10 protein-coding genes are annotated in these 12,559 nt (G+C 60.5%); all 10 read left to right on the top strand.

Features of this window, described 5'->3' with window-relative positions; genetic code table 11:
- Positions 1-190: 190 nt before the first annotated feature.
- The 10 genes from hutC to hutI all read left to right on the top strand — a co-directional run bounded on the left by hutC (position 191) and on the right by hutI (position 12,557).
- Positions 191-859: a histidine utilization repressor gene (gene hutC / locus IB254_RS10050; protein WP_253405710.1), complete on the top strand. Its 669-nt coding sequence runs from the start codon at positions 191-193 to the stop codon at positions 857-859.
- The gene (locus IB254_RS10045) at positions 856-1,425 is read left to right on the top strand and encodes a HutD family protein (RefSeq protein WP_192417183.1); all 570 of its coding nucleotides are present in this window, start codon (positions 856-858) and stop codon (positions 1,423-1,425) included. The genes hutC and IB254_RS10045 overlap by 4 nt, the downstream gene beginning before the upstream one ends.
- 444 nt (positions 1,426-1,869) lie before the next feature.
- Positions 1,870-3,558: a urocanate hydratase gene (gene hutU / locus IB254_RS10040; RefSeq protein ID WP_192417182.1), complete on the top strand. Its 1,689-nt coding sequence runs from the start codon at positions 1,870-1,872 to the stop codon at positions 3,556-3,558.
- A gap of 134 nt (positions 3,559-3,692) precedes the next feature.
- A complete protein-coding gene (locus tag IB254_RS10035) occupies positions 3,693-5,162 on the top strand; it encodes a purine-cytosine permease family protein (protein WP_192417181.1) in 1,470 nt (489 codons plus the stop codon).
- Positions 5,163-5,231: 69 nt separating this feature from the next.
- On the top strand, positions 5,232-6,200 hold the full coding sequence (locus tag IB254_RS10030; RefSeq protein ID WP_008025265.1) for an ABC transporter substrate-binding protein: 969 nt from the start codon (positions 5,232-5,234) through the stop codon (positions 6,198-6,200).
- A 70-nt stretch (positions 6,201-6,270) separates the two neighbouring features.
- A complete protein-coding gene (locus IB254_RS10025; protein ID WP_008025264.1) occupies positions 6,271-7,122 on the top strand; it encodes an ABC transporter permease in 852 nt (283 codons plus the stop codon).
- A complete protein-coding gene (locus IB254_RS10020; protein ID WP_008036590.1) occupies positions 7,119-7,949 on the top strand; it encodes a quaternary amine ABC transporter ATP-binding protein in 831 nt (276 codons plus the stop codon). The genes IB254_RS10025 and IB254_RS10020 overlap by 4 nt, the downstream gene beginning before the upstream one ends.
- Positions 7,950-8,076: 127 nt before the next feature.
- Complete coding sequence (gene hutH / locus IB254_RS10015; protein WP_192417180.1) at positions 8,077-9,600, top strand: histidine ammonia-lyase; 1,524 nt, start codon at positions 8,077-8,079, stop codon at positions 9,598-9,600.
- Positions 9,601-9,731: 131 nt separating this feature from the next.
- A complete protein-coding gene (gene hutH, locus IB254_RS10010; protein ID WP_192417179.1) occupies positions 9,732-11,264 on the top strand; it encodes a histidine ammonia-lyase in 1,533 nt (510 codons plus the stop codon).
- A gap of 87 nt (positions 11,265-11,351) precedes the next feature.
- Complete coding sequence (gene hutI, locus IB254_RS10005) at positions 11,352-12,557, top strand: imidazolonepropionase (RefSeq protein ID WP_008025259.1); 1,206 nt, start codon at positions 11,352-11,354, stop codon at positions 12,555-12,557.
- The last annotated feature ends 2 nt before the right edge of the window (positions 12,558-12,559 follow it).

The following is a 12,559-nucleotide window of genomic DNA, read 5'->3' as shown; positions in this document are numbered from 1 at the left end:
CCCATCGTGTGTTATTTGTATATACATATACAGACGTTTGCCTGCTCGGTAAACTCCGGCAAGCTAGTAGCCCTCAACGAATGAACAAGGATTAACCGTGCCAACTCCGTCTGCCACATTGCCGCCGAATGCCAATCTGAGCGCCAATCTGGGCGACAGTCCGGCGCCCTTGTACGCCCGCGTCAAACAGATGATCACCCAGCAAATCGACAGTGGAAACTGGCCGCCGCACTACCGCGTTCCGTCGGAAAGCGAGTTGGTCAGCCAACTCGGTTTCAGCCGCATGACCATCAACCGCGCACTGCGCGAGATGACTGCCGACGGTCTGTTGGTGCGTATGCAAGGCGTCGGCACGTTCGTCGCCGAACCGAAAAGCCAGTCCGCGCTGTTCGAAGTGCACAACATCGCCGACGAAATCGCCTCCCGTGGCCATCGCCATACCTGCAAGGTCATTACCCTTGAAGAAGAGGCCGCCGGTTCCGAGCGCGCCCTGGCGCTGGACATGCGTGAAGGTCAAAAGGTCTTCCACTCGCTGATCGTGCATTTCGAAAACGATATTCCGGTGCAAATCGAAGACCGTTTCGTCAACGCGCTGGTCGCCCCGGAGTACCTCAAGCAGGACTTCACCCTGCAAACGCCTTACGCCTATCTGAACCAGGTCGCGCCGCTGACCGAAGGCGAGCATGTGGTCGAGGCGATTCTGGCCGAGGCCAGCGAGTGCAAGTTGCTGCAGATTGAGAAAGGCGAGCCGTGCCTGCTGATTCGTCGCCGCACCTGGTCTGGCCGTCAGCCAGTGACCGCCGCCCGTTTGATCCACCCTGGTTCCCGTCATCGTCTGGAAGGTCGGTTTCATAAATGAGTCAGATAAAGGTTTTACGTGCCGTTGATTACCCGCGCATGCCGTGGAAAAACGGCGGCGGCAGCACTGAAGAAATCACCCGCGATGCGGGTACTGGCCTGGATGGTTTCGGCTGGCGCCTGTCGATTGCCGATATTGGCGAGTCGGGCGGGTTTTCCACCTTCGCCGGTTACGAGCGCATCATCACCGTGCTGCAAGGCGACGGCATGACCTTGTCGGTTGATGGCCAGAACACGCGGCCCTTGTTACCGCTGGACCCGTTTGCCTTCAGCGGTGAGAGCCACGTTGCCTGCACACTGCTCGGTGGGCCGATTCGCGATTTCAACCTGATCTATGCGCCACAGCGTTATAGCGCGCGGTTGCAGTGGCTGGGCGGCGAACAGCGGTTTTTCAGTTCGGCGGGCACGGTGTTGGTGTTCAGTGTCGGCGAGGCGCTGGAAGTGAAGGTTGGTAACAACACCCAGCAATTGGGTCGCCATGACTGCCTGCAACTCGACGGTAATAACGGCCTGCTGGAAGTCTCCAGTAACGGCCCATGCTGTGTGGTCGAGCTGACTGCACGCTGATCCAAAATCCTTTCGCGGGCAAGCCTCGCTCCTACAGTGGACCGCAGATCCCCTGTAGGAGCGAGGCTTGCCCGCGAAGCTTTTCGCTACTTGAACGCGTTTCCCATCGCGCACCAACTTGTTACCGAACGCCCCAGCGTGGCGCAAAACCACGCTCAAGTAACAACAGTCCTCCCCTCCGAAAAATCCTCCCGAAAAATTTCATCTTCTCCAAAACCCTTGATCCAGGCGCCTTCCAGCCTTCCAAAAACTTTTCTTGAACACCCATCCAACAAGTTGGCCGCTTGATTGCATATGCTTGTATGTACAAGTAAAGACGTATGCGTATGAGTCGATCGAGACTCTCCGCAGCGTCCACTGATTCGCTTGTGTCGCTTTGATGCGCACAGGCTGGCTTACCCACCGCCAGGGTTGGTTTGAATTGATCGCTGAGGAGTCTTTTTCGTGACTGACAATACCCAGAAAACCACTAAGTTTCGTGACGTTGAAATCCGTGCCGCCCGCGGTAACAAGCTGACCGCCAAGAGCTGGCTGACTGAAGCGCCGTTGCGCATGCTGATGAACAACCTCGACCCGGAAGTCGCCGAAAACCCTAAAGAACTGGTGGTTTACGGTGGTATCGGTCGTGCGGCGCGTAATTGGGAATGCTACGACAAGATCGTCGAAAGCCTGACCAACCTCAACGACGACGAGACCCTGCTGGTGCAATCAGGCAAGCCGGTCGGCGTGTTCAAGACCCACAGCAACGCGCCGCGCGTACTGATCGCCAACTCCAACCTGGTGCCACACTGGGCGAGCTGGGAACACTTCAACGAACTCGACGCCAAAGGCCTGGCCATGTACGGCCAGATGACCGCCGGCAGCTGGATCTACATCGGCAGCCAGGGCATCGTTCAAGGCACCTACGAAACCTTCGTCGAAGCCGGTCGCCAACACTACAACGATGACCTCAAAGGTCGTTGGGTCCTGACCGCAGGCCTGGGCGGCATGGGCGGCGCTCAACCTCTGGCTGCAACATTGGCCGGCGCTTGCTCGCTGAACATTGAATGCCAACAGGTCAGCATCGACTTCCGTTTGAACAGCCGCTACGTCGACGAGCAAGCCAAAGACCTCGACGACGCTCTGGCCCGCATCGAGAAATACACCAAGGAAGGCAAAGCGATTTCCATCGCCCTGCTGGGTAACGCCGCTGAAATCCTGCCGGAACTGGTCCGCCGCGGTGTGCGCCCGGACATGGTCACCGACCAGACCAGCGCCCACGACCCGCTCAACGGTTACCTGCCGGCCGGCTGGACCTGGGAAGAGTACCGCGCTCGTGCCAAGACCGAGCCTGCTGCCGTGGTGAAAGCCGCCAAGCAATCGATGGCCGTACACGTTAAAGCGATGCTGGATTTCCAGAAAATGGGCATCCCGACTTTCGACTACGGCAACAACATCCGTCAGATGGCCCAGGAAGAAGGCGTGGAAAACGCATTCGACTTCCCAGGCTTCGTACCGGCTTACATCCGTCCGCTGTTCTGCCGTGGCATCGGCCCGTTCCGTTGGGCTGCACTGTCGGGCAACGCCGAAGACATCTACAAAACCGACGCCAAGGTCAAAGAACTGATCCCGGACGACGCCCACCTGCACAACTGGCTGGACATGGCGCGCGAGCGCATCAGCTTCCAGGGTCTGCCGGCGCGTATCTGCTGGGTTGGCCTGGGCCTGCGCGCCAAGCTTGGCCTGGCATTCAACGAAATGGTACGCAGCGGTGAATTGTCCGCGCCAATCGTGATCGGTCGCGACCACCTGGACTCCGGTTCGGTGTCGAGCCCGAACCGCGAAACCGAATCGATGCAAGACGGTTCCGATGCCGTGTCCGACTGGCCACTGCTCAACGCCCTGCTCAACACCGCGAGCGGCGCGACCTGGGTTTCCCTGCACCACGGCGGCGGCGTCGGCATGGGCTTCTCCCAGCATTCCGGCATGGTGATTGTCTGCGACGGTACTGACGAAGCGGCCGAGCGTATTGCCCGCGTTCTGCACAACGACCCGGCCACCGGCGTTATGCGTCACGCCGATGCGGGCTACCAGATCGCGATCGACTGCGCCAAGGAACAAGGGCTGAACCTGCCGATGATTACCGGTAAATAACGCAACACCCCTGTAGGAGCCAGCTTGCTGGCGATGGCGATTTACCTGACACATCAGGGTGCCTGAATCGCCGGCAAGCCGGCTCCTACAAAGATTTTTACCAACCCGGAAGAACAATCCACAGAGGTTGAATCATGGCTGTTAACAACGATCGTGCAGGCAGCAAACCGTTGATCGAGAAACGCTCGATCGACTACATCCCGGAAGCGGAAAGACACGGTCGTCTGTTCAGCCAGTTCACGCTGTGGATGGGTGCCAACCTGCAAATCACCGCGATTGTCACCGGGGCTCTGGCCGTGGTGCTGGGCGGTGATGTGTTCTGGTCGTTGATCGGTCTGTTGATCGGTCAACTGCTCGGCGGCGGGGTGATGGCGCTGCACGCTGCACAAGGTCCCAAGCTTGGCTTGCCGCAGATGATCTCCAGCCGTGTGCAGTTCGGCGTTTATGGCGCGGCGATCCCGATCGTGCTGGTGTGCCTGATGTACCTGGGTTTCACCGCAACGGGTACCGTGCTCTCCGGTCAGGCGCTGGGCCAGTTGTTTGGCGTCAGTGACACCGTCGGTATCCTCATCTTCGCCAGTGTCATCGTGCTGGTCACGGTGCTGGGCTATCGGGTGATCCACTGGATTGGCCGTATTGCCAGCGTCATTGGTGTGATTGCCTTCGTTTACCTGTTCAGTCGTTTGATGAGCCAGACTGACGTTGGCGCACTCCTGCAAATCCGCCACTTCAGCTGGAGCAGCTTCCTGCTTGCGGTGTCGCTCGCGGCGTCCTGGCAGATCGCCTTTGGTCCTTACGTGGCTGACTATTCACGCTACTTGCCGAGCAAGACTTCCTCGGTGAAAACCTTTTTCGCCGCGGGTGCAGGTTCGGTCATTGGCGCGCAGGTGGCGATGATCCTCGGCGTGTTTGCCGCCGCTTCGGCCAATGGGCAATTCGCCGGTCACGAAGTGGCCTACATCGTCGGTCTGGGTGGTACCGGTGCCACTGCTGCGCTGCTGTACTTCAGCATCGCGTTCGGCAAGGTCACCATCTCCACACTGAACTCCTACGGCAGCTTCATGTGCATCGCGACCATCATCAGCGGTTTCCGTGGTGACCTGAAAGTAACGCGCTTGCAGCGTCTGCTGTTTGTGCTGGTCATCGTCGGTACCGCGACCCTGATGGCGTTGCTCGGCCAGCACTCGTTCCTCGGTGCTTTCAAGTCCTTCATCCTGTTCTTGCTGGCGTTCTTTACACCATGGAGCGCGATCAACCTGGTGGACTACTACTGCATCACCCGCGAGCGCTATGACGTGCCGGCACTGTCCGATCCGGACGGTCGTTACGGTCGTTGGAACGTTCTGGGTATCAGCGTCTATGTTTTCGGTGTGCTGGTTCAGCTGCCGTTCATCTCCAGCAAGTTCTATACAGGTCCGCTGGTGGCCGCTCTGGGTGATGTGGATATCTCCTGGATCATCGGCCTGGTGATCCCCGCCGCCCTGTATTACGTGTGTGCAAAAAAATGGCACGGCACAGTGCCCGATCAACTGATCCTGCCGGTCGAGCGGGACGTTATCACCGAACAAAAGCTGAATGTCGGTCGCGCTGCGGCGCAGGCCTGATTGGACGTGGACAGGGCTGGATGCCTCTTGACTGCCGTAAGCCAATTCATGATTAGGAGCGTCACAACAATGAAATCGAACAAGACCCTGCTGACCACATTGCTTTCCATGGGCCTGCTGGCCAGCGCCGGCGCCACTCAGGCAGCCGGTTGGTGCGAATCGGGCAAACCGGTGAAATTCGCCGGCCTGAACTGGGAAAGCGCCATGCTCCTGACCGACGTGCTGCAAGTCGTGCTGGAGAAAGGCTACGACTGCAAGACCGACAGCCTGCCGGGCAACTCCATCACCATGGAAAACGCCCTGAGCAGCAACGACATTCAAGTGTTTGCCGAAGAGTGGGTCGGCCGCAGCGAGGTCTGGAACAAGGCCGAGAAGGCCGGCAAAGTCGTCGGTGTCGGCGCACCAGTCGTGGGCGCAGTCGAAGGCTGGTACGTGCCGCGCTACGTGATCGAAGGCGACGCCAAGCGCAAACTGGAAGCCAAGGCGCCGGACCTGAAAAACATTGCTGACCTGGGCAAGTATGCCGCCGTGTTCAAGGACGCCGAAGAGCCAGCCAAGGGCCGTTTCTACAACTGCCCGGCGGGCTGGACCTGTGAGCTGGACAACAGCGAAATGCTGAAAAGCTACGGCCTGGAAAGCAGCTACACCAACTTCCGTCCGGGCACCGGCCCGGCACTGGATGCCGCAGTGCTGTCGAGCTACAAGCGTGGCGAGCCGATCCTGTTCTACTACTGGTCGCCAACGCCGCTGATGGGCCAGGTTGACCTGGTGAAGCTCGAAGAGAAGCCGGGCGTGGACAAGCGCGTGACCATCAAGGTCGGCCTGTCCAAGACCTTCCACGAGCAAGCCCCGGAACTGGTGGCCGTGCTGGAAAAGGTCAACCTGCCGATCGACCTGCTGAACCAGAACCTCGGGCGTATGGCCAAAGAGCGGATCGAGTCGCCAAAACTGGCCAAGATCTTCTTGAAGGAACATCCTGAAGTCTGGCACGCATGGGTGAGCGAAGACGCAGCCAAAAAGATCGACGCGGCCTTGTAGGTTGAGCTTCTCCGACTGCCGTCAGCGGCAGTCGGATGCTTGATCGCAACCCCTTGATTGAGAGTCTCTTATGTTTCCCGAAAGCTTTACCTTTTCCATCGCCGACTGGGTCAACGGTTGGGTCGATTCGCTGGTTACCAACTACGGCGATGTGTTCCGCAGCATCTCCGACACCCTGTTGTGGGCCATCGTCAATCTTGAAGGGCTGCTGCGTGCGGCGCCCTGGTGGCTGATGCTGGCGATCGTGGCGGGCGTTGCCTGGCACGCGACCCGCAAGGTCGTGACCACCTCCGTGATCGTCGGTTTGCTGTTCCTGGTGGGCGCGGTCGGCCTCTGGGACAAGCTGATGCAGACCCTCGCGCTGATGATGGTCGCGACGGTCATTTCGGTGCTGATCGGCATTCCGCTGGGCATTCTCTCGGCACGCAGCAATCGCCTGCGTTCGGTGCTGATGCCGTTGCTGGACATCATGCAGACCATGCCGAGCTTCGTGTACCTGATCCCGGTGCTGATGCTGTTCGGTCTGGGCAAGGTCCCGGCGATTTTCGCTACCGTGATCTACGCCGCGCCGCCGCTGATCCGCCTGACTGATCTGGGTATCCGCCAGGTCGACGGTGAAGTGATGGAAGCGATCAACGCCTTCGGTGCCAACCGCTGGCAGCAACTGTTCGGCGTGCAATTGCCGCTGGCCCTGCCGAGCATCATGGCCGGGATCAACCAGACCACCATGATGGCCCTGTCGATGGTGGTGATTGCCTCGATGATCGGTGCCCGTGGCCTGGGTGAAGATGTGTTGGTGGGGATTCAGACCCTCAACGTCGGACGCGGCCTTGAAGCCGGTCTGGCGATCGTGATTCTGGCAGTGGTGATCGACCGCATTACACAGGCGTACGGTCGTGCACGGCATGAGGTGAGCAAATGAGCAACGCAGCCATCAGCAAGATCGAAGTCAAAAACGTCTTCAAGATTTTCGGCAACCGTTCCAAGGAAGCGCTGGGCATGATCGGCCAGGGCAAGACCAAGGATCAGGTGCTGGCCGAAACCGGCTGCGTGGTCGGTGTGAACGACCTGTCGTTGAGCATTGGCAGCGGCGAGATCTTCGTGATCATGGGCCTGTCCGGTTCCGGCAAATCGACCCTGGTGCGTCACTTCAACCGCCTGATCGACCCGACCAGCGGCGCGATCCTGGTGGATGGCGTGGACATCCTGCAATACGACATGGAAGCCCTGCGCGAATTTCGTCGTCGCAAGATCAGCATGGTGTTCCAGAGCTTCGGCCTGTTGCCGCACAAGACCGTGGTGGACAACGTCGCCTACGGCCTGAAAGTGCGCGGCGAGAGCAAGCAGATGTGCACCGAACGCGCGCTGCACTGGATCAACACCGTGGGCCTCAAGGGCTACGAAAACAAATACCCGCATCAGCTCTCGGGCGGCATGCGTCAGCGTGTGGGCCTGGCACGTGCGTTGGCGGCGGACACCGACATCATCCTGATGGACGAAGCCTTCAGTGCGCTCGATCCGCTGATTCGCGCCGAGATGCAGGACCAGTTGCTGGAGCTGCAAAAGACCCTGCACAAGACCATCGTCTTCATTACCCACGACCTCGACGAGGCCGTGCGCATCGGCAACCGCATCGCGATCCTCAAGGATGGCCGCCTGATTCAGGTCGGCACCCCGCGAGAGATCCTGCATTCGCCGGCGGATGAGTATGTCGACCGGTTCGTACAGCGGCGGGCGGCGGTGGTTTAAAGGTTTGCGGCGTTTGTGCCGGCCCCATCGCGAGCAGGCTCGCTCCCACACCTGTAGGAGCGAGGCTTGCCCGCGAAGGCGCCGGTGAAGCTGCATCAATATTCTGGTTGTACGGTTGAGGTTAATGATGTCCCAGGCTGAAAAAATCGTTATCGCCGATGCCCCGTTGCGTTGGCAGGATGTGGTCGCGGTAGCCCGTCACGGCGCACAACTCGAGCTGTCGGCCCAGACCTGGGCACGCATCGACAATGCCCAGGCGATCGTCCAGCGCATCGTCACCAGCGGCGAACGCGCCTATGGCGTCAACACCGGCCTGGGCGCGCTTTGCAACGTTTCGCTCAAAGACGAACAACTCAGCCAACTGTCGCGCAACACCTTGCTCAGCCATGCCTGTGGCGTCGGCGCACCACTGGCCGACGAGCAGACCCGCGCGATCATGTGCGCAGCGATCCGCAACTACTCCCAGGGCAAATCCGGCATTCACCGGCAAGTGGTCGAAGCCTTGCTGGCGCTGCTCAATCGGGGCATCACCCCGCAAGTGCCGTCCCAGGGTTCGGTCGGTTACCTGACCCACATGGCGCACATCGGCATCGCACTGCTGGGTGTCGGCAATGTCAGCTATCGCGGGCAGATTGTTTCCGCTCAACAGGCGCTGGCTGAAGAAGGCCTGCAACTGGTTCAACTCGGCGCCAAGGACGGTTTGTGCCTGGTCAACGGTACGCCGTGCATGAGCGGTCTCAGCTGCCTGGCGATTGCCGATGCGACGCGCCTGCTGCAGTGGGCCGACGTGATCAGTGCCATGAGCTTCGAAGCCCAGCGTGGCCAGATCGCTGCGTTCGACGCCGAGATCATCGCGCTCAAACCGCATCCGGGCATGCAACAGGTCGGGATCAACCTGCGGGCGCTGCTCGATGGCAGCGAAGTGATTGCCAGCAGCAAAGGCATTCGTACGCAGGATGCGCTGAGCATTCGCTCGATCCCGCAAGTCCACGGCGCCGCTCGCGATCAGCTCGATCACGCGATCAAGCAAGTCGAAACCGAACTCAACGGCTGCACGGATAACCCGTTGCTGCTGGGTACCCCGGACAACTTCCGCGTCATGTCCCAAGCAAACCCGCATGGCCAGTCGGTCGCGTTGGCGGCGGATTTGCTGGCCATCGCCATGGCCGAAATCGGCTCCATCGCCGAACGACGTCTGGACCGTTTGATCAACCCGCACGTCAGCGGTCTGCCAGCGTTCCTGGTGGCCAATCCGGGGGTGAACTCCGGGATGATGATCGTGCAATACGTCGCCGCTTCGCTGTGTGCGGAAAACCGCCAGTTGGCGCAACCGGCGGTGCTCGACAACTACGTCACTTCCGGCTTGCAGGAAGACCACCTGAGCATGGGCACCAACGCCGCGCTGAAGCTGCATCGCGCGCTGGAAAACTGCACGCAGATCCTCGCCATCGAGTACCTGCTGGCGGCCCAGGCTTTTGAGTTCCTCAAAGAGCAACGCTTCGGCACCGGCACCGATGCGGCGTGGCGTCTGCTGCGTGAGCGTGTTCCGGCCTACGACCAGGATCGCTGGCTGGCGCCGGACATCGCCGCCGCTGCCGGCGTATTGAAAGACTCGAATTTGCTGCACAACGCTTTACCGAATCTGAACTGATTTCCACACAACACCAACGTGCCAAGGCGCGGCTCCCAAAAAGCGAGTCGCGACGGACAACGGATATCTCCGGAGCGTCTGGTGAGTCTTCTTCGTTTATGAAGAATAAAAACTCTCAAAAGGAGCACAAAATGACTGCACTAAACCTGATCCCCGGCCAACTGAGCCTTGCCCAACTGCGTGATGTCTATCAGCAACCGGTCAAAATCAGCCTCGATAACAGCGCTGCTGCCCAGATCGAAGCCAGCGTTGCCTGCGTGGAACAGATCCTCGCCGAGAACCGCACCGCTTACGGCATCAACACCGGTTTCGGCCTGCTGGCCTCGACCCGCATCGCCAGCGAAGACCTGGAAAACCTGCAGCGCTCGCTGGTGCTGTCCCACGCTGCCGGCGTCGGCGAGCCGATCAGCGACGCGTTGGTGCGTCTGGTCATGGTGCTCAAGGTCAACAGCCTGAGCCGTGGTTTCTCCGGTATTCGTCGCGTGGTCATCGACGCGCTGATCGCCCTGATCAACGCCGAGGTTTACCCGCACATTCCATTGAAAGGTTCGGTCGGTGCCTCCGGCGACCTGGCGCCATTGGCCCACATGTCGCTGGTGCTGCTGGGTGAAGGCAAGGCTCGTTACAAAGGCGAGTGGATGGAAGCGACCGAAGCGCTGAAAGTCGCCGGTCTGACCCCGCTGACCCTGGCCGCGAAAGAAGGCCTGGCGCTGCTCAACGGTACTCAAGTGTCCACCGCTTACGCATTGCGCGGTCTGTTTGAAGGTGAAGATCTGTTCGCGGGCGCCCTGGCCCTGGGCGGCCTGACCGTCGAAGCGGTGCTGGGTTCGCGCTCGCCCTTCGACGCTCGTATCCACGCTGCCCGTGGCCAGAAAGGCCAGATCGACGCCGCTGCCGCTTACCGCGACTTGCTGGGCGAGCGCAGTGAAGTGTCCGATTCGCACGAGAACTGCGAAAAGGTCCAGGACCCGTACTCCCTGCGCTGCCAGCCGCAAGTCATGGGCGCCTGCCTGACGCAGTTCCGTCAGGCTGCCGAAGTGCTGGCCGTCGAAGCCAACGCCGTTTCGGATAACCCGTTGGTGTTCGCTGCTGAAGGTGACGTGATCTCTGGCGGTAACTTCCACGCCGAACCTGTCGCGATGGCCGCCGACAACATGGCCCTGGCCATCGCTGAAATCGGCTCGCTGAGCGAACGCCGCATCTCGTTGATGATGGACAAGCACATGTCGCAACTGCCGCCGTTCCTGGTGGCCAATGGCGGCGTGAACTCCGGTTTCATGATCGCCCAGGTGACCGCTGCGGCACTCGCCAGCGAGAACAAGGCGTTGTCCCATCCTCATTCGGTGGACAGTCTGCCGACCTCCGCCAACCAGGAAGACCACGTGTCGATGGCTCCGGCTGCCGGCAAGCGTCTGTGGGAAATGGCGGAAAACACCCGCGGCGTTCTGGCAGTGGAATGGTTGGCCGCGGCTCAAGGTCTGGACCTGCGTGAAGGTCTGAAAACCTCGCCAAAACTGGAAAAGGTTCGGGCGATTCTGCGTAAAGAAGTGCCGTTCTATGAGAAGGACCGTTTCTTTGCGCCGGACATCAATGCGGCTAGCGAGTTGTTGGCGACGCGTTGCCTGAATGAACTGGTGACGGCGAAGTTGCTGCCTAGTCTGTGATGGCCTCTTCGCGGGCAAGCCTCGCTCCTACATTGTAGGAGCGAGGCTTGCCCGCGAACCGATTTTGAACATTGTGGAGATTACGGGATGAAAACTCTCTGGCAACACTGCCACGTCGCAACCATGGCGCAAGGCGTCTACTCGATCATCGAGGACGCGGCCATCGTGACGTCCGGTGCGCACATTGAGTGGATCGGCCCACGTGCTGAACTGCCGGCGGGTGAATACCCGGCCGTCAACGATTTGAACGGGGCCTGGGTTACGCCGGGCCTGATCGACTGCCACACCCACACGGTGTTTGGCGGTAACCGCAGCGGTGAATTCGAACAGCGTCTGCAAGGCGTCAGCTATGCGGAAATCGCCGCGGCCGGCGGCGGCATTGCCAGCACCGTGCGCGCCACGCGGGCGGCCAGTGAAGACGAGTTGTTCGCCAGCGCCGCCAAGCGGTTGAAGAGTTTGATGCGCGATGGCGTGACCAGCATCGAAATCAAATCCGGCTACGGTCTCGACCTGGCCAACGAACGCAAGATGCTGCGCGTGGCCCGCCGTCTCGGCGCCGAACTGCCGATCAGCGTGCGCAGTACCTGCCTGGCGGCCCACGCCTTGCCGCCGGAATACAAGGATCGCGCCGACGATTACATCGATCACATCTGCGCCGAGATGCTCCCGGCCCTGGCCGCCGAAGGGCTGGTGGATGCGGTGGACGCGTTTTGCGAATACCTGGCGTTCTCGCCGGCACAGGTCGAGCGCGTGTTCGTCACAGCGCAAAAACTGGGCTTGCCGGTGAAGCTGCATGCCGAGCAACTGTCGTCGTTGCACGGTTCGAGCCTGGCGGCGCGTTATCACGCACTGTCCGCCGATCACCTGGAATTCATGACCGAAGAAGACGCCATCGCCATGGCCGCGTCCGGCACGGTCGCCGTGTTGTTGCCCGGCGCGTTCTACTTCCTGCGCGAAACCCAATTGCCGCCGATGGAAGCGTTGCGCAAACACGGGGTGAAAATCGCCATCGCCAGCGACCTCAACCCCGGCACGTCACCGGCACTGTCGCTGCGCTTGATGCTGAACATGGCTTGCACCTGTTTCCGCATGACCCCGGAAGAAGCCCTGGCCGGCGCGACGATTCATGCCGCCACCGCGCTAGGCATGGCCGACACCCATGGTTCGCTGGAAGCCGGCAAGGTCGCTGACTTCGTCGCCTGGCAAATCGATCGTCCCGCCGACCTGTCGTACTGGCTGGGCGGTGACCTGGAAAAACGCGTCGTGCGTCACGGCGTCGAAACAAGCGTTTAGGA

The organism is Pseudomonas sp. PDM03 (assembly GCF_014852385.1).
GTDB lineage: Bacteria > Pseudomonadota > Gammaproteobacteria > Pseudomonadales > Pseudomonadaceae > Aquipseudomonas > Aquipseudomonas migulae.
This window is presented reverse-complemented; position numbering and strand designations above follow the sequence as displayed.